Raw genomic sequence first — 16,788 nt, 5'->3', positions numbered from 1 at the left:
CCAATTCAACACCTTAATAAATGTAGCTCCGGAGTTTGCCATGTCTGTGCGTTCCCAGCTTTGTGAGGCCTGCGGAATCAAGGACTTGACCTTCTGCTCTTCTTTGCAGGGTACGGAGCATGACCGTCTGCGCCAGATGCTGACTCATGTTCAGTTTGATCCGCACAGCACGATTTTCCATGAAGCCGAAGATGCCGATTACGTTTTCAACGTCACATCGGGTTCGGTAAAGCTTTACAAACTTCTGGGTGATGGCCGCCGACAGATCACCGGTTTCCTTTTCCCCGGTGATTTTCTTGGTCTGGCGCTGAACACCACATACAGCTACACCGCCGAAGCAATCGAGCCGGTAACCGCCTGCCGCTTCCCGCGTGAAAAGCTTGAAAAGCTGTTTGACGAATTCCCGCGTCTTGAAAAACGCATGCTGGGCATGGCGGTTGACGAACTGGCCGCCGCACAGGACCAGATGCTGCTGCTCGGTCGCAAGACCGCCAAGGAAAAAGTCGCATCCTTCCTTCTGATGCTGGCCCGCCGTCAGGAACATCGCGGCGAGGAAAGTGACACGATCCAGGTACCGATGAGCCGTTCCGACATCGCCGATTATCTTGGGCTGACCATTGAAACGGTGTCACGAACCCTGACGCAGTTGCGCAAGGAAGCGACGATTACTCTAAGGGATAACCGTCATATCGAAGCGGTCGGCATTGATATGCTCGAAGACCTTGCCGAAGGTTTGTGATTGCGTTGTGCAAATGCACAACAAATCGCGAAATGGACTGAATATCCTGCGACTGCAATAACGGGGACCCGTCCTGTTAAAGGCTATTCGACCAAAAGCCTGTTTCGCGATTGCGAAAAAACAGTTCCCGCAAATGGTCATCATATTGTAAACATGACGGCACGCCTGACACAGATCGGGCAGCCAAATCCGGTTATACCGGGGGAGAAACGTCATGAGTGCCACCACAAGAAAACAGGGCCGCATCACGGTTCCTGAAATTCGTGCCCGCAAGGGTGCAGAACCGGTTGTCTGCCTTACGGCCTATACCACGCCGATGGCACAACGCCTGGATGAACACTGCGACCTTCTTCTGGTCGGTGATTCATTGGGCATGGTTGTTTACGGCATGGAAAGCACCCTTGCCGTCACCGTCGACATGATGATCAACCACGGCAAGGCCGTCATGCGCGGCAGCTCGAACGCCTGTGTGATCGTTGATCTGCCATTCGGAAGCTATCAGGAATCCAAGGAACAGGCGTTCCGCACCGCATCACGCATTCTGGCCGAAACCGGTTGCGCAGGTGTGAAACTTGAAGGTGGCACCGAGTTGGCCGACACCATCGCGTTTCTGAGCCAGCGCGGTATTCCCGTCATGGCCCATATCGGCCTGATGCCTCAGCAGGTCAACATCATGGGCGGCTTCAAAAGTCAGGGCCGTGGTGACGACGCTGCTGCCAAGGTGCTTGCCGATGCAAAAGCCGTTGCCCAAGCCGGTGCATTTTCGGTTGTTGTCGAAGGCACGGTCGAAGCCGTGGCACGACGCATCACCACGGAAATCGATATTCCGACCATCGGCATTGGCGCATCTGTCGCCTGCGACGGACAGGTATTGGTGACCGAAGATATCCTCGGAATGTTTTCCGATTTCACCCCGAAATTTGTCAAACGCTATGCCAATCTCGGCGATCAGATTTCCAAGGCGGTTGAAAGCTACGCCACCGAAGTCCGGACACGTCAGTTTCCGACCGATGATCATTGCTTTGGCGTAACCAAACCCGGCAAATTGCGCGCTGTAAAATAGCAGCACCGCATACGCCCAACAGACGATCGACAACACGACAATGACGCTTAAAACCGTTCACAGCGTTGCAGAACTGCGCGCGGTTATTGCCCAATGGCGCGCAGAAGGTTTGCGCGTCGGACTGGTTCCCACAATGGGGGCCCTTCATGCCGGGCATATCAGCCTGACGGAGCATATCCGCAATCACGCTGATCGTGTTGTTGTCAGCATTTTCGTCAATCCGACGCAGTTTGGCCCCAACGAGGATTTCGGTGCCTATCCGCGCACCTTGCCCGATGATCAGAAGATGCTTGATGCTGCCGGGGTGGACCTGTGCTTTGCCCCCTCGGTCGAGGAAATGTATCCAGAAGGCTTTGCCACCCGCGTCAGCGTTGACGGATCCCTGACCAACGTGCTGTGCGGTGCCGCCCGGCCCGGCCATTTTGACGGCGTCGCCCAGATCGTAACCAAACTTTTGCTGCAGGCCCTGCCAGATTGCGCGATATTCGGCCAGAAAGACTATCAGCAGCTGATGGTCATCCGGCGTTTCAGCACCGACCTGAACATACCGGTCGAAATCATCGGTGCACCGATCCTGCGTGAGGAAGACGGATTGGCAATGTCATCGCGCAACCGCTATCTGACCCTGGCCGAACGCGTGGTCGCCCCAACGCTTAACCGCGTTCTGGCCGATATCACCCGGGCCGCAGCAACAGGGCAGGATATCGCCCCTCTGCTGACCAAGGGACGCGAAGACATCCTGCGCGCGGGGTTCAGCCCGATCGATTACCTTGAAATCCGGGATGCCAATACGCTTGAACTGGTCACCGAACGCGTCACAGGTCCCAGCCGCGTCTTTGTCGCCGCTCATCTTGGTAAAGCCCGCCTGATTGACAATCACGCCATCAAACCGGCCAATATCGCGGGTTAAACAACGGGCTGGCCGGGACGAATCGCCGATTGCGATGAAATCGGTATCAAAAGCGCAGAACATCGCGCTTTTGAGCCTGATTGCGCTTGACTCTCCACCCCCTATCGCATAAACCCTGCGCAACAAAGGTCGCCCAAGGGGTGACTCCCCCAGTCCTCGAGTTGTCGAGCACTGGGTTTTAGTTTTTTGTGCGTACATGGTGGAAACACCGGAAACACAGACGGGATTTGGAATGTTTGAAGGACTAAGCGATCGCCTTGGCGGTGTTCTTGACAAGCTGCGCAAACGTGGCGCGCTGAAAGAATCCGACGTCAAGGAAGCCATGCGCGAAGTACGCGTCGCCCTGCTTGAGGCTGACGTGGCGCTGCCGGTTGTTAAATCCTTTATCACCAATGCAACCGAACGTGCGGTTGGTCAGGATGTCCTGCGTTCAGTGACGCCGGGACAGATGGTCGTCAAGATCGTCCATGACGAACTGAAAAACATGCTGGGCGAGGGCGAGGATATCAACCTTGCTGCCACTCCGCCGGTTCCGATCCTGATGGTCGGTCTGCAGGGTTCGGGTAAAACCACGAGCTCCGCCAAGATCGCACTGCATCTGACCAAAAAGCGCAACAAGAAGGTGCTTCTGGCGTCGCTTGATATCTATCGGCCGGCCGCACAGCAGCAGCTTAAAATTCTGGCTGATAGCAACGGCCTGAACGTTCTGCCGATCGTCATGGGCGAAAAGCCGGTTTCGATTGCAAAACGTGCGATGGATACCGGCCGCAAGGAAGGCTACGACGCCGTCATCCTCGATACTGCAGGTCGCCTGCATATCGATATGGAACTGATGAGCGAGGTCGCCCAGGTCCGTGACGCGGTCAACCCGGCCGAAACCCTTCTGGTCACCGATGCGATGACCGGTCAGGACTCGGTCAATGTGGCCAAGGAATTTGCCGAAAAGGTCGGCATCACCGGTATCGTTCTGACCCGTATCGACGGCGATGCACGCGGTGGTGCGGCTCTTTCGATGCGCCAGATCACCGGCTGCCCGATCAAGATGCTCGGTACCGGTGAAAAAATCGACGAGATGGAAGCCTTCCATCCGGATCGTATCGCCAACCGTATCCTCGGTATGGGCGATGTCGTCAGCCTTGTTGAAAAGGCTGCCGAGACGATCAAACAGGAAGACGCCGAGAAAATGGCGAAGAAGCTCGCAAAGGGTCAGTTTGACCTGAACGATCTTCTTTCCCAGCTCAAGCAGCTTCAGAAAATGGGTGATCTTTCCGGTATCATGGGGATGCTGCCGGGCATGGGCGCGCTGAAAAAACAGATGTCGCAGACCAAGCTTGATCCCAAACTTCTGACGCATCAGGAAGCGATCATCCTGTCGATGACGCCCAAGGAACGTGAAAACCCGGCCCTGATCAAGGCATCGCGCAAAAAGCGTATTGCCGCAGGCTGCGGTCTTTCGGTTCAGGATGTGAACAAGCTGCTCAAACAGCATCAGACCATGGCCACCATGATCAAGAAAATGGGCAAAATGGGCAAAAAAGGTCTGTTCGGCGGCATGCCGAAAATGGATCCCTCGGTGTTCGAGGGGGGTGACATGCCCGATATGAGCAAGTTGCCAAAAGGATTTCCCGGTGCCGGGGGCGGCTTGCCGCCCGGGCTTCCGGGATTGGGCGGCGGTGGTTTGCCGCCGGGATTTCCGGGGTTCGGTAAAAAGAAATAGCCAAGCCCCCGGTTCTCAAGATTTTTCGAAAGAACCAAAACACCCCGGTTCACTCAACCGGAATGAATTGATCCCTCGGGATCGTAACTTGAAGACTACAAACCCAAGCTGAAAGGAACTTATCCGAATGGCTGTCAAGATTCGTCTTTCCCGTGGCGGTGCCAAAAAGCGTCCGTACTACCGTATCGTAGTTGCAGATGCCCGTGCCCCGCGTGACGGCAGCTTCATCGAGAAAGTCGGTACCTATGATCCGATGCTCCCGAAGGATGCTGAAAACCGCGTAACCTTCAAAGAAGAGCGCATCAAATACTGGCTGGGCGTTGGCGCACAGCCGACCGATCGTGTTGCACGTTTCCTGGGCAAAGCTGGCCTGGCCGAAGCGTTCAAACCGACCGAACAGCCGCAGAAGTCTGCTCCGAAGGCGAAAGCCCAGGAACGTCTTCGCGAAAAAGCTGAAAAAGCCGAAGCCGCTGCTGCTGCAGCTGCCGAAGCTGCTGCGGCTCCTGCTGAAGAAGCTGCCAGCGAAGAATAAGCTTTTCGCACGCTTTGATCAGATACCGGAAATTTGTGAACCGAAATGGCTGATACCCGCAAATCCAAAACCGACGATGCATTTGTCTGCGTCGGCATGATCACCGCCCCGCACGGGGTGCGTGGTGCCGTGCGCGTCAAAAGCTATACCGTCGATCCGGATAACCTTGTCGGTTACGGCCCGTTGTTCGACGCCAAGGGACAGGCGAAATTCAAACTGTCTCCTGTCGGACATGTTCGCGACCAGCTGATCGCCAAGATCGATGGTGTGAACGACCGGGACGCGGCCGAACGGCTGCGGGGTACCAAGCTTTATGTACCGCGGACGGCCCTGCCGGAAACGGAAGACGAAGACGAATTTTATCTTGCCGATCTTGTCGGCCTGAAAGCCCATCATGTTGATGGTTCGCTGTTCGGGACCGTACGGGGTGTGGCTGATTTTGGCGCGGGCGATGTGATCGAAATCGCTCTGGAAGAAGTCCGTGGCAAAGTCGTCGTTCTGCCGTTTACCAAGGAAGTCGTGCCCGATGTGGTGCTTTCGGAACGCAAGCTGGTGGTAAATCCGCCCGAGGGGCTTTTGCAGGAAGAAGAAGGACCGGGCAATCGTACCCGTCGTCCGGGCAACTCCCGCAAGGACTCTCAGGCCGACCGCGATTCTGATGCCGTCACTGCCGATGCAGTAGGCGCAGAAACTGCGACCGGCAGCGGAAAGGAGGCCTGATCGATGTCTGTGTGGCAGGCCAAGGTTGCAACCCTGTTCCCGGAAATGTTCCCGGGCGCGCTCGGCCAGTCTCTGGCCGGACGGGCACTGGAAAACGGGATCTGGTCGCTGGATGTCAAAGACATCCGTGATCATGCAACCGACCGTCACCGCACTGTTGACGACAATCCTTTCGGGGGTGGGGCCGGTATGGTCATGCGCCCGGATATTGTCGACGCCACCCTGCGTGAATTGCGTGCGGAAGCTCCGCAATTGCCGCTGATTTATCTCAGCCCGCGCGGGAAAATGCTGAACCAGAAACGTTGCCGCGAATTGGCAGCCGGACCGGGTGCCATCCTGTTGTGCGGTCGTTACGAAGGTATCGACCAGCGCGTACTTGATGAACACGCGGTCGAGGAAATCAGCATTGGCGATTACATCCTCATGGGCGGCGAACTGCCGGCCATGGTCCTGATTGAATCGTGCATTCGCCTTATCGAAGGTGTGGTCAACAAGACCGAATCCGTCGACGAGGAAAGCTTTGAAACCGGGTTGCTTGAATATCCGCATTACACGCGCCCGGCCAATTGGAACGGGCGTGACGTGCCGGAGATCTTGCTTTCCGGACATCATGCCAAGGTACAAGCCTGGCGGCATGCTCAGGCAGAAGAAATTACCCGTGCTCGGCGTCCTGACCTTTGGGATCAGTATGTCGCACGCGGGCACATCAAAGAGGGTTAAACCATGACCAACGCAATCATCCAGCAGATCGAAAAAGATCAGCTCGATAAAATCGCTGCAAAACGCGAAGTTCCGGAATTCGACGCAGGCGACACCGTCCGTGTTCACCTGAAAGTCGTTGAAGGCACCCGCGAGCGTATCCAGCAGTTCGAAGGCGTCTGCATCGCCAAGAAAAACCGCGGCCTGAACTCGTCCTTCACCCTGCGTAAAATCGCATCGGGCGAAGGTGTCGAGCGTATCTTCCAGAACTACTCCCCGGCGATCGACAAAATCGAAGTCGTTCGTCGCGGTGACGTTCGTCGCGCAAAACTTTACTACCTGCGTGGCCGTACCGGTAAATCGGCACGTATCGCCGAACAGACCACCGGTCACAAAGGCAAACTGACCGCTGCAGAACGCAAGAAATAATCTGCGTTCCGTATCGTCGGAATTATCAGCGGGCTCACCTTCGGGTGGGCTCGTTTCTTTTGGGCTATTTCTTTTGCCTGTGTTCCGGGCGACAAAGAACCCCAAAATACACTTTATACGTGCATCATATCGAATCGCCGGTTTTCGTGCCCGATTGATGTAACGCGCGGAAACCTTGCGAATAACATATAACTTTATTTTATATCAGCTATCCCTGCTTTGGCCGCATCCCCCTGGAATCTGGTTGTTTTGGCTACTACAGGATGCCCAATTTTCTCTGAATCTACTTTGGGATGTAATTGCGTAAAAAAACACGCGCCCGGTTGCTTGCGATTTGGAAGCTTGAGTGTATAAAGGCACTCCCGCGGCAAAAACGATCAAGTCCGTGCGGTTCTGGATAATAAAATTTCGCATATCGGGACAAACCCGGATGCCCGGAGGAACAGGCGACACAGTGCGCCGCATGACATCGCAATCCAGGGATTGCCGTCGTAAAAAACATCCCCGGTTTAACGTCCATTGCCGGCACAACTGTCTGGTCGTCGCTGCATACAAGATCGATTTTAAGAGGAGGTCGAGATGGGTGCGCCTAAAACCCTTTTTGACAAGATTTGGGAAAGTCACGTGGTCGATACGCAGGATGATGGTACCTGCCTGATTTATATTGACCGCCATCTCGTTCATGAAGTGACCAGCCCGCAGGCTTTCGAAGGCCTTCGCAATGCCGGCCGCAAAGTGCGCCACCCGGAACTCACCCTTGCCGTTCCGGATCATAACGTTCCGACCACGGACCGTTCCGAAGGCATCAAGGAAGAAGACAGCCGTATCCAGGTCAACACCCTTGACCAGAACGCCAAGGATACCGGCATCCATTACTTCCCGATGAATGACCTGCGCCAGGGCATCGTTCACATTGTCGGCCCCGAAGAAGGTTTCACCTTGCCGGGTATTACCATGGTCTGCGGCGACTCGCACACCTCGACCCACGGCGCATTCGGCACCCTGGCATTCGGTATCGGCACGTCCGAAGTCGAACATGTTCTGGCCACCCAGACGCTGGTTCAGAAACCGGCAAAAAACATGCTGGTCAAGGTAGAAGGCGATCTGCATCCGGGCGTTACCGCCAAGGACGTGACCCTTGCCATCATCGGGCGCATCGGCACGGCCGGTGGCACCGGCTATGTGATCGAATATGCCGGTTCGGCCATTCGGTCGCTGTCGATGGAAGGCCGCATGACCGTCTGCAACATGTCGATCGAAGGCGGCGCACGCGCGGGCCTGATCGCACCGGACGAAAAAACCTTTGAATATATCAAGGGCCGCCCGATGGCACCCAAAGGGGCCGCATTCGAACAGGCTGTCGAATACTGGAAGACCCTTCCGTCTGACGAAGGCGCGCATTACGACAAGATCGTCGAAATCGATGCTGCCGACATCATCCCGCAGGTCACCTGGGGCACCAGCCCGGAAGACGTCGTACCGGTTAACGGCAAAGTGCCGGCACCGTCCGACGCCAAAGACCCCGGCAAACAGAAAGCCATCGCCCGTTCGCTCGAATATATGGGCCTGACCGCTGGCACCAATATCGAAGACATCAGGATTGATCGCGTCTTTATCGGTTCCTGCACCAATGGCCGCATCGAAGACCTGCGCGCCGCAGCGGTTATCGCCAAGGGTCGCAAGGTTGCCGATCATGTCAGTGCCATGGTCGTTCCGGGTTCCGGTCTGGTCAAGGAACAGGCAGAAGCCGAAGGCCTGCACGAGATATTCCTCGAAGCCGGTTTTGAATGGCGTGAACCGGGCTGCTCGATGTGCCTTGCGATGAACCCGGACCGATTGGAACCGGGCGAACGTTGCGCATCGACCTCGAACCGTAACTTCGAAGGCCGTCAGGGCCGTGGTGGCCGTACCCACCTGCTCAGCCCGGCGATGGCCGTGGCAGCGGCAGTCACCGGTCATCTGACTGACGTCCGCAAACTCGGTTAAGGCAGAAACCCATGGCAGAACAGTCATTCATCAGTTTCCGTGATGGCGCGGCGCGCTGCGGCCGGGCCCCGATCCTTGAACAGCTGCTTCCGCAGCTGACCGGGATCAACCTGCCCGAATTCGTTGCGAAGGATATCGACGCAACCGAGGAACTGATCGAGGCACTCGGTCTTGCCTGGGAAACTGGAAGCAAGGGATAAGATTAATGGATAAGTTCACGACCCTCACCGGTGTGGCAGCACCGCTGCCGATGATCAATGTCGATACCGACATGATCATCCCGAAACAGTTCCTGAAAACCATCAAGCGTTCGGGCCTTGGCAAGAACCTGTTTGATGAAATGCGTTACGACGACAAGGGCAACGAAATCCCGGATTTCGTCCTGAACAAGCCAGCCTATCGCAACGCCAAGATCATCGTATCGGGTGACAACTTTGGCTGTGGTTCGTCGCGCGAACATGCGCCCTGGTCGCTGCTTGATTTCGGCATTCGCTGCATCATCGCGCCAAGCTTTGCCGACATTTTCTATAACAACTGCTTCAAGAACGGCATACTGCCGATCCGTCTGCCGCAGGAAGATGTCGACAAGCTGATGGATGACGCCGAACGCGGCGAAAACGCCACCATCACCATCGATCTTGAAAAACAGGAAATCCATGGTCCGGATGGCGGCTGCATCAAGTTTGATGTCGAACCGTTCCGCAAACATTGCCTGTTGAACGGCCTTGATGACATCGGTCTGACCCTTCAGAAGGGCGATGCGATCAACGATTTCGAAGCCAAGCGCGCTGCGTCGCAGCCCTGGCTGTCGCTGTAATTCAAAGAGGCGGCAGACCGTTCGGGTTTGCCGCCCTTTTTGTCGATACGGGGTGAGCGGCCCCGATAATATCTGGGAAGGATTGTTTGATGAGCACCACCAAAAAAGTTCTGATGCTGCCCGGCGACGGCATTGGCCCCGAAGTCATGCGTCAGGTTCAGCGCGTCATGGACTGGATGGCCAAGAAGCGTAACGTCAATTTCGAAATCACCGAAGGTCTGATCGGTGGCGCGTCGATTGATGCGCACAACAATCCGCTGACCGATGAAACGCTTGCCGATGCCATGGCGGCCGATGCGGTTCTGCTCGGTGCTGTTGGTGGTCCGAAATGGGATAACCTTCCGTTTGAAATCAAACCGGAACGCGGCCTTCTGAAAATCCGCAAGGAAATGGGCCTGTTTGCCAACCTGCGTCCGGCACTTGTGTTTGATGCGCTTGTCGGTGCCTCGACGCTGAAGGAAGACATCGTCAAGGGTCTGGATATCATGATCCTGCGCGAACTGACCGGTGGCATCTATTTCGGTCAGCCGCGCGGCATCGAAGAACGCGACGGTGTACGTTTTGGCTTCAACACGCTGGTTTATTCCGAGCCGGAAGTTGAACGTATCGCCCGTGTCGCCTTTGACATGGCCATGAAGCGCAACAAACGCCTGTGTTCGGTTGATAAGGCCAACGTTCTGGAATCGACCGTCCTGTGGCGCGAAGTTGTTGAACGCGTTGCCAAGGACTTCCCGGAAGTCGAAGTCAGCCACATGTATGTTGATAACGCCTCCATGCAGCTGGTCCGTAATCCGAAACAGTTTGACGTAATGGTCACCACCAACATGTTTGGCGACATCCTTTCCGATTGTGCCGCCATGCTGACCGGGTCGCTCGGTATGCTGCCGTCCGCATCGCTGGGTGCTGCCGATGAAAACGGTGCGCGCAAGGCGCTTTACGAGCCGGTACACGGCTCCGCCCCGGACATCGCTGGCCAGGATATCGCCAACCCGCTGGCAACCATCCTCTCATTTGCCATGATGCTGCGTTACTCGTTCGACATGGGCGATGATGCCACCCTGATCGAAACCGCGGTTCAGAACGTTCTGAAAGGCGGACTGCGCACCGCTGACATCATGCAGCCGGGCATGGCAAAGGTTTCGACCACCGTCATGGGTGAATCGCTGATCAACGAACTCGACAAGATCGCCTGATCTTTCTGATCACGCCTCAAAGAACAAAGGCCGGATCATTGATCCGGCCTTTTTCTATGCCCGTCCCAGATGTTGCAGGAAAACAAGCTTGTCCGGGTTCCGGTGAACAAAAATATCCACCACCGCACCGTCTTTCTGTGCAAATCCAACGGCGGAGACAAGGCTGTCGCCTTCATGCAGCAGCAGCCAGTAATCTGTTCCGTCAAACACAATGCTTTCCACCGCGTTCTCGGCCTTTTTGCGCCAGACACCGGTAAAGAAGCGCGCAACCTTTTCCGCACCATAAATCGGATTTGCCGCCGCCGGGGCCTTGCCGCCACTATCGGAATGCATGATCACATTGGGTGCCAACTGCCCGATCAGGGCTTGCAAATCCCCGCCGATCAGGGCATCGACAAAGGCGGCAACCTGCCCCTTATCGGCGGCTTCACTATCGGGAACCGGTGTTGGGTCGCGGTCATGTTCGCGGTTCACCTTGCGGCGCGCGCGAAACAGGATCTGGCGGGTATTGTTTTCGGTCCGCTCGATCACCGGGGCAATTTCCTCGTGTGACCAGTCAAAAACATCATGCAGGACAAGGGCAACCCGTTCGACCGGTCCCAAGCGTTCAAGCATCATCACATAGGCCTGCCCCAGACCATCCCGTTCAATCAGGTTGTTTTCGGCTTCCGCCTCAATCACAGGCGCCCAGGGTTCGGGCAACCACTGCCCTACATAATTTTCACGCTGACGACGGGCCGATTTCAGAACATCAAGGCAGATATTGCTGCATACCCGCACCAGCCACGCCGTGGCATCGCGGATGTCATCCTTTGCTGTCGCCCGCCAGCGCAACCAGACATCCTGCACGGCATCTTCGGCATCGGCATGACTGCCCAGCATGCGATAGGCCAGGGCATGCAGCCGCCCGCGATGGGTTTCGAAAACCTGATCTGCCATGCGATCCCCGTCAAACACATGAAGCGATACGGGACAAGCCCGCATCGCCGATTTGGTGGTCATCCTGCCCGATAGGTCTGACGAAGCAAAGACCCTATCGGATCGGGGATTGCGATCAGGCAAACTCATGCTGCGCGATACCAAGACGGTTCCAGGCATTCATTGTTGAAATGATGCAGGTAAGCTCGGAAATGGCGTCTTTTTCGAAATGATCGACAAGATTGCGATAGCTTTGCGAAATACGATCCTGATCAACGGCCTCTGTCAGGCATTCCGCCCAATCAAGTGCTGCCCGTTCGGCTTCGTCATACCCTTTGGCCGCACGCCAGACCGCCAGCATGGTCACCTTGATCGCATCACCGCCGTGGTCGGCATGGCTTTTGGAATGCATGCGCAGGCAATGCGAACATCCATTGATTTGCGACACCCGGCATTCCACCAGATCACGCAGGACACGCGGGATCTGCGAGTTATCTTCAAGGCTGCTGGCAAGACCCAGCATCGCTTCAAAAATTTTCGGGCTCGATTTCGGAACGTCAAAACGGCTCATCATGTTTCTCCGTGATTGCAAACCGGGGGAAATCCCCTCTGCAATCAGGACGAAACAGCTTTGAGCCGCGTTACATATCCGGCCAAAAAACTTTATAACGCCCGAAATTCTATACGATGCGGGTCTTTTTCAGGGCTTCGACAACTTCTTCATGCATGACCCAATGCCAGTCTTCGCTGTTTTGCTGCGCACCATCGGCCAATGTGAAAACCGCTGCCAAATAATCGCTGACATCGGATTTGCAGGTCGGCAATTCGGCCGCTACCGCAATCTTGCGGGCCAGTTTGCCGTATTTCTTGTTCCCGATCCGGGACCCGAAATGACCAATCGTATTTGCCAGTTGATTGCCCGTAATTTCCCGCCCCGGTGCCTTGGCATGGGCGCGAAGCATATCGCGTTCGCAACTGGATATCTCAATGGATTTAAGCGCACGGACATAATCATCAACGCGGCCGATATGCGGTCCGGTACGGTGGGTGATCTGGGTGGAATATGCACGTGTAACCGGGTTATCCCGGTGTGTCATGTTCAGCATGTTGTTTCCTCCCGAAGGAACAACCGGGTATGAACACCGCGCGCCGTGCCGGTTGACCCACGACACACATTATCGAAGTTCGGACTCTGCGGCCCGTTTGAACATTGGTTATATATGGGTCGGGCCATCGCAAAACGACAGCCCGACCGACGCGTTTTTACGTAAAACGATAACCGGGTTTGGTGAAAACAAACTGCCCAACCCGCATGCCACCGCCGCCTTCGCGCTCGTCAAAGGCATTGATGCAGCCCGCCAGATAAAATTCCCACATCCGTTTAAACTCGGTGTCGTATTTTTCCGGGTCAAGCTGATCGGCAATCTCGCGGAACCGGTCGCGCCATGCGATCAGGGTTCGGGCATAGTTCAGTCCCGCGTGAAAGTGCGATGCTTCGACTTTAAGGTCGGCATTTTCGGCGGCCTCGATAACTTCGTGCACAGCCGGAATATATCCCCCCGGGAAGATGTATCGATCAATCCAGGGCGATGTGAAATCCGGACGCGGCTTGATGATCGTATGGATCACCGCCCGGCCCCCGGCTTTCAGCAATTTGCCGACCTTCTCGAAATAGGTTTTGAACTGCGGCCGCCCGACATGCTCGAACATGCCGACCGAAACAACCCGGTCGTACTTCCCTTCATTCGCATCGGCAAACAGCCGGTAATCCAGAAGATGATATCCAAGACCTTCGTGGAAGTTATCAGGCAGTTCCTCTTTGCGTTCCAGCGCCCAGTTATATTGCTCGGTCGAAAGCGTAATACCGTGCACCTCCGCCCCGGTCGTGCGCCGGATAAAGCGGCTAAGCCCGCCCCAGCCACAGCCAATATCAACCACCCGAAGATCGGGCTGATCGATCTTCAGACGCTGGGTCGTCAGGCTCATTTTGCGGTTTTGCGCTTCTTCCAGCGTTTGGGCACCATCATCCCAGAAGGCACAGGAATACTGCATTTCCGGATCAAGGAACCGGGTATAAAGGTCATTGCCGATATCATAATGATGGCGCACGCGCCGTGACGCGGCCTTGACCGAGGTAAATTGCGCGATCTGGAATTTAAGCGCCTGCAGCTTTTCGATAAAAAGGCCAAATCCGTTTGCCGAATGGCCGCCTTCGAAATTAAGCCGCAAGACCCTTATCAGATCTTCCATCTCGCCGGAAACAACATCGAAACCGCCACGCATATAGGATTCGCCAAATCCCGGATCAGGACTTAGCGCCATTTTCAATGTGTCGCTCCAGTTCGGTACAGTCATTGTTGCCCTGGGATCGCTGCCATCCCCCAGAACAATCTCGTGTCTATCGTCCGCCCGGAATACCAGTGTTCCGCGCGTGACATGTTCCCGGAAAAAATCGAGAACCTTTTTTTGTGTCCAGTCCAGTGTCATCGGGTACGTCATCTGCCGTCCTTTTTAAGCCGGAAATGCCATCGCCCCACGTAAAACCCGTTGCCGGATTTCACATAAGTACCGGACCCTAAATCAGGATCGTCTGGTCAATCGTTCGAAAAGGAAATGCGGAAACGGCTATTCGATAGGCCGCGCACCCGCAGACAGTGAAAACAGAAAACTCAAAGCCGGGGCCGAACGATTCTGATTTAGGGTTCGGTACTCGAACCCCATGGATAATTCTGCCAGATTTTTTTGCAATCTCAAGAGGTAATAGCCAATGATCTCCTTGCGTGCACCTCGATAAAACCTTACATCTCGCGTCATACTGTACAGACGATTATCCACAGGCATATGCAAAACGCGACTGTCCTCTACCAAAGAAGGGCAAAGTGTATGGGCACTGCCAGAATGACTGAAAGAGGCTCCTGATGGGCTATAGAATCGCCGTTGTCGGCGCGACCGGAAATGTCGGGCGCGAGATGCTCAACACCCTTGAAGAACGCGCATTCCCGGCTGACGAAATTTTCGCACTCGCCTCCTCACGTTCGGTCGGCCGCGAACTAGATTACGGTGACAAGGAACTCAAGGTCCTGGATGCCGCAACCTTCGACTTTTCAAAGGTCGATATCGCACTGTTCTCAGCTGGTGGCGCAACGGCCAAAACGCTTGCGCCCAAGGCTGCTGCAGCGGGCTGCGTTGTCATCGACAATTCCAGCTACTGGCGCATGGAACCGGGCGTACCGCTTGTCGTACCCGAAGTAAATGGTGCCGCACTGGCTGGCTACGCCAAGAAAAACATCATCGCCAACCCGAACTGCTCGACCATTCAGATGGTCATGGCGCTTAAACCCCTGCATAACCTGCAACCGATCAAACGTGTTGTGGTGTCAACCTATCAGTCAGTTTCCGGTGCCGGTCGGTTGGCGATGGATGAGCTGTTCAACCAGACCAAGGGCATTTACGTCAACGATCTGCCGGTCAAGGAACAATTCACCAAACAGATCGCCTTTAACGTCATTCCGCATATCGACGAATTCATGGATGACGGTTCAACCCGCGAAGAATGGAAAATGACCGCCGAAACCCGCAAAATCCTTGATCCGGATATCGCGGTTCATGCGACCTGCGTTCGCGTTCCGGTCTTTGTCGGCCATGCCGAAGCGGTGAATATCGAATTCGAACAGCCCGTCACAGTCGAAGAAGCCCGTAAGGCAATGAAGGATTTCCCCGGCGTCTCCGTTGTCGATTACCGCCAGGACGAGGGATATGTCACCCCTCAGGAAGTCCAGGGCGAAGATAATGTCTTTGTCTCACGTGTGCGCAAGGACCCGACGGTCGAAAACGGTCTTTCGCTTTGGTGTGTTGGCGACAACCTGCGGAAAGGGGCTGCCCTTAACGCAGTCCAGATCGCCGAAATGCTGGTCGCGGAATATCTGCCAAAGAAATAATCGCAACCGCAATGAAGGTCTTCGAAACCCGCCGATCCCGGCGGGTTTCTTTTTGCCCGGATCATTCCCGCTGGTCAGAGCCGCAAAAAAACGATAGGGAATTTAGGATAGACTGATCAACGCACGCGCCATCAGTGTTGCGATCCATAAAGAAAAATAAATCGAGGACAGGGATGGTTAAACGAACACGCAAAGAAGCTGCAAGGCTTGACGAAGCCGCCCGCGCGGGCTGGCTGTATTACTGCGCTGGCAACACGCAGGACGAAATCGCCACCAAACTTGGCGTTTCGCGTCCGACCGCACAGCGTCTGGTGTCTGCCGCCATTAGCGAAGGGCTGGTCAAGGTTCGCCTTGATCATCCGATTGCGCGCTGCATGGAACTGGCCGCTTCGCTGTGCAAGGAATACGGTCTTGCCAATTGTGATGTGGTGCCAACCGATCCGGCCGCTCCCGATGCCATGTTTGGCATGACGCAGACGGCTGCGACCTATCTTGAACGCGTTCTACAATCTCCTGATCCCAAGATCATCGCGGTGGGCACGGGGCGCGCCATGCGTGGCATGGTCGACGAAGTTCAACGCGTCGATGCCCGCCATCACAAGATCGTATCGCTGGTCGGGACGATTGCCCATGACGGTGCGGCAAGTTTTTATGATGCGGTCACCGATCTGGCCGACCGGACCCGCGCGCCGCACTATCCCTTACCGATCCCGGTGATTGTCGAAAGTGCCAATGTGCGCGCCCAGATGCAGCAACAGCCACCCATGGATAACATCATGCATCTGGCAGCCAAGGCCGATGTGCGCTTTGTCGGGGTTGGTGATCTTGGCGCCGACGCACCGCTTTATATTGATGGCTTCATCAGCAAGGATGAATTGCGGTCGCTTCAAAAGAACGGCGGCATCGGCGAGGTCGTCAGTTGGTCATTCGATGAAAATGGCGTGATCCTTGACCATGATGTCAATCACCGCGTCACCAGTGCACCGATCCATATTCCGGCGCAAAATACGATTGCTGTCGCCAAGGGTGCGAAAAAAGTCGCCGCGATTCGCGGGGCGATGCGCGGCAAACTGATCACCACATTGATCACCGACGAAGCCACTGCCGAAGCTTTGCTGTGCGCATAA

18 protein-coding genes are annotated in these 16,788 nt (G+C 55.6%); 14 read left to right on the top strand and 4 right to left on the bottom strand.

The window, feature by feature from the left end; genetic code table 11:
• Nucleotides 1-40 precede the first annotated feature (40 nt).
• From J7395_RS07690 to leuB, 12 genes are all read left to right on the top strand, one after another.
• Entirely contained in the window at nucleotides 41-739 is a 699-nt protein-coding gene (locus J7395_RS07690) for a cyclic nucleotide-binding domain-containing protein (RefSeq protein WP_062951615.1), read from the top strand.
• Between the two features lie 214 nt (nucleotides 740-953).
• Nucleotides 954-1,802: a 3-methyl-2-oxobutanoate hydroxymethyltransferase gene (panB, locus tag J7395_RS07685; RefSeq protein WP_209221103.1), complete on the top strand. Its 849-nt coding sequence runs from the start codon at nucleotides 954-956 to the stop codon at nucleotides 1,800-1,802.
• A gap of 40 nt (nucleotides 1,803-1,842) precedes the next feature.
• Nucleotides 1,843-2,712, top strand: a complete 870-nt coding sequence (gene panC, locus J7395_RS07680; protein ID WP_209221102.1) for a pantoate--beta-alanine ligase — start codon at nucleotides 1,843-1,845, stop codon at nucleotides 2,710-2,712.
• A gap of 232 nt (nucleotides 2,713-2,944) precedes the next feature.
• Entirely contained in the window at nucleotides 2,945-4,429 is a 1,485-nt protein-coding gene (gene ffh / locus J7395_RS07675; protein WP_209221101.1) for a signal recognition particle protein, read from the top strand.
• 127 nt (nucleotides 4,430-4,556) lie between these two features.
• On the top strand, nucleotides 4,557-4,961 hold the full coding sequence (gene rpsP, locus J7395_RS07670; RefSeq protein ID WP_062958792.1) for a 30S ribosomal protein S16: 405 nt from the start codon (nucleotides 4,557-4,559) through the stop codon (nucleotides 4,959-4,961).
• Nucleotides 4,962-5,006: 45 nt separating this feature from the next.
• Nucleotides 5,007-5,681 carry a ribosome maturation factor RimM gene (rimM, locus tag J7395_RS07665; protein ID WP_114111216.1) on the top strand — a complete coding sequence of 225 codons (675 nt, stop codon included), beginning with the start codon at nucleotides 5,007-5,009 and terminating at the stop codon, nucleotides 5,679-5,681.
• Between the two features lie 3 nt (nucleotides 5,682-5,684).
• On the top strand, nucleotides 5,685-6,401 hold the full coding sequence (gene trmD, locus J7395_RS07660; protein WP_062951620.1) for a tRNA (guanosine(37)-N1)-methyltransferase TrmD: 717 nt from the start codon (nucleotides 5,685-5,687) through the stop codon (nucleotides 6,399-6,401).
• A 3-nt stretch (nucleotides 6,402-6,404) separates the two neighbouring features.
• On the top strand, nucleotides 6,405-6,809 hold the full coding sequence (gene rplS, locus J7395_RS07655; protein ID WP_007089127.1) for a 50S ribosomal protein L19: 405 nt from the start codon (nucleotides 6,405-6,407) through the stop codon (nucleotides 6,807-6,809).
• A 579-nt stretch (nucleotides 6,810-7,388) separates the two neighbouring features.
• Nucleotides 7,389-8,795 carry a 3-isopropylmalate dehydratase large subunit gene (gene leuC, locus J7395_RS07650; protein ID WP_097051317.1) on the top strand — a complete coding sequence of 469 codons (1,407 nt, stop codon included), beginning with the start codon at nucleotides 7,389-7,391 and terminating at the stop codon, nucleotides 8,793-8,795.
• A gap of 11 nt (nucleotides 8,796-8,806) precedes the next feature.
• The gene (locus J7395_RS07645; RefSeq protein ID WP_062951622.1) at nucleotides 8,807-8,995 is read left to right on the top strand and encodes a hypothetical protein; all 189 of its coding nucleotides are present in this window, start codon (nucleotides 8,807-8,809) and stop codon (nucleotides 8,993-8,995) included.
• A 5-nt stretch (nucleotides 8,996-9,000) separates the two neighbouring features.
• On the top strand, nucleotides 9,001-9,612 hold the full coding sequence (leuD, locus tag J7395_RS07640; protein WP_062951623.1) for a 3-isopropylmalate dehydratase small subunit: 612 nt from the start codon (nucleotides 9,001-9,003) through the stop codon (nucleotides 9,610-9,612).
• An 89-nt stretch (nucleotides 9,613-9,701) separates the two neighbouring features.
• Nucleotides 9,702-10,805 carry a 3-isopropylmalate dehydrogenase gene (gene leuB, locus J7395_RS07635; RefSeq protein ID WP_062951624.1) on the top strand — a complete coding sequence of 368 codons (1,104 nt, stop codon included), beginning with the start codon at nucleotides 9,702-9,704 and terminating at the stop codon, nucleotides 10,803-10,805.
• A gap of 54 nt (nucleotides 10,806-10,859) precedes the next feature.
• On the opposite strand, the gene sigJ is transcribed toward leuB, so the two are convergent.
• From sigJ to J7395_RS07615, 4 genes are all read right to left on the bottom strand, one after another.
• Complete coding sequence (sigJ, locus tag J7395_RS07630; protein ID WP_209221100.1) at nucleotides 10,860-11,807, bottom strand: RNA polymerase sigma factor SigJ; 948 nt, start codon at nucleotides 11,805-11,807, stop codon at nucleotides 10,860-10,862.
• Nucleotides 11,808-11,859: 52 nt separating this feature from the next.
• The gene (locus tag J7395_RS07625; RefSeq protein WP_209221099.1) at nucleotides 11,860-12,294 is read right to left on the bottom strand and encodes a carboxymuconolactone decarboxylase family protein; all 435 of its coding nucleotides are present in this window, start codon (nucleotides 12,292-12,294) and stop codon (nucleotides 11,860-11,862) included.
• 109 nt (nucleotides 12,295-12,403) lie between these two features.
• Complete coding sequence (locus tag J7395_RS07620; protein WP_209221098.1) at nucleotides 12,404-12,829, bottom strand: hypothetical protein; 426 nt, start codon at nucleotides 12,827-12,829, stop codon at nucleotides 12,404-12,406.
• Between the two features lie 157 nt (nucleotides 12,830-12,986).
• Nucleotides 12,987-14,222 carry a cyclopropane-fatty-acyl-phospholipid synthase family protein gene (locus J7395_RS07615; RefSeq protein ID WP_231858241.1) on the bottom strand — a complete coding sequence of 412 codons (1,236 nt, stop codon included), beginning with the start codon at nucleotides 14,220-14,222 and terminating at the stop codon, nucleotides 12,987-12,989.
• A 419-nt stretch (nucleotides 14,223-14,641) separates the two neighbouring features.
• Here J7395_RS07615 and J7395_RS07610 point away from each other — a divergent pair, with 419 nt between their 5' ends.
• Entirely contained in the window at nucleotides 14,642-15,661 is a 1,020-nt protein-coding gene (locus tag J7395_RS07610; RefSeq protein WP_209221097.1) for an aspartate-semialdehyde dehydrogenase, read from the top strand.
• A 173-nt stretch (nucleotides 15,662-15,834) separates the two neighbouring features.
• Nucleotides 15,835-16,788 (top strand): sugar-binding transcriptional regulator, encoded by a 954-nt coding sequence (locus J7395_RS07605; protein ID WP_209221096.1) that lies wholly within the window; start codon nucleotides 15,835-15,837, stop codon nucleotides 16,786-16,788.

This window comes from Thalassospira sp. A3_1, assembly GCF_017744215.1.
In the GTDB taxonomy this organism is placed as follows: domain Bacteria; phylum Pseudomonadota; class Alphaproteobacteria; order Rhodospirillales; family Thalassospiraceae; genus Thalassospira; species Thalassospira lucentensis_A.
The sequence above is the reverse complement of the archived record's forward strand: the minus strand, read 5'-3'. Positions and strand labels throughout refer to the sequence as shown.

Coding starts and splice junctions, on each gene's coding strand:
- rimM (WP_114111216.1), top strand. CDS start 5,007: ATGGCTGATACCCGCAAATCCAAAACCGACGATGCATTTGTCTGCGTC.
- J7395_RS07620 (WP_209221098.1), bottom strand. CDS start 12,829: ATGCTGAACATGACACACCGGGATAACCCGGTTACACGTGCATATTCC.
- panB (WP_209221103.1), top strand. CDS start 954: ATGAGTGCCACCACAAGAAAACAGGGCCGCATCACGGTTCCTGAAATT.
- trmD (WP_062951620.1), top strand. CDS start 5,685: ATGTCTGTGTGGCAGGCCAAGGTTGCAACCCTGTTCCCGGAAATGTTC.
- J7395_RS07625 (WP_209221099.1), bottom strand. CDS start 12,294: ATGAGCCGTTTTGACGTTCCGAAATCGAGCCCGAAAATTTTTGAAGCG.
- leuB (WP_062951624.1), top strand. CDS start 9,702: ATGAGCACCACCAAAAAAGTTCTGATGCTGCCCGGCGACGGCATTGGC.
- rplS (WP_007089127.1), top strand. CDS start 6,405: ATGACCAACGCAATCATCCAGCAGATCGAAAAAGATCAGCTCGATAAA.
- leuD (WP_062951623.1), top strand. CDS start 9,001: ATGGATAAGTTCACGACCCTCACCGGTGTGGCAGCACCGCTGCCGATG.
- ffh (WP_209221101.1), top strand. CDS start 2,945: ATGTTTGAAGGACTAAGCGATCGCCTTGGCGGTGTTCTTGACAAGCTG.
- panC (WP_209221102.1), top strand. CDS start 1,843: ATGACGCTTAAAACCGTTCACAGCGTTGCAGAACTGCGCGCGGTTATT.
- J7395_RS07605 (WP_209221096.1), top strand. CDS start 15,835: ATGGTTAAACGAACACGCAAAGAAGCTGCAAGGCTTGACGAAGCCGCC.
- sigJ (WP_209221100.1), bottom strand. CDS start 11,807: ATGACCACCAAATCGGCGATGCGGGCTTGTCCCGTATCGCTTCATGTG.
- J7395_RS07690 (WP_062951615.1), top strand. CDS start 41: ATGTCTGTGCGTTCCCAGCTTTGTGAGGCCTGCGGAATCAAGGACTTG.
- rpsP (WP_062958792.1), top strand. CDS start 4,557: ATGGCTGTCAAGATTCGTCTTTCCCGTGGCGGTGCCAAAAAGCGTCCG.
- J7395_RS07615 (WP_231858241.1), bottom strand. CDS start 14,222: ATGACGTACCCGATGACACTGGACTGGACACAAAAAAAGGTTCTCGAT.
- J7395_RS07610 (WP_209221097.1), top strand. CDS start 14,642: ATGGGCTATAGAATCGCCGTTGTCGGCGCGACCGGAAATGTCGGGCGC.
- leuC (WP_097051317.1), top strand. CDS start 7,389: ATGGGTGCGCCTAAAACCCTTTTTGACAAGATTTGGGAAAGTCACGTG.
- J7395_RS07645 (WP_062951622.1), top strand. CDS start 8,807: ATGGCAGAACAGTCATTCATCAGTTTCCGTGATGGCGCGGCGCGCTGC.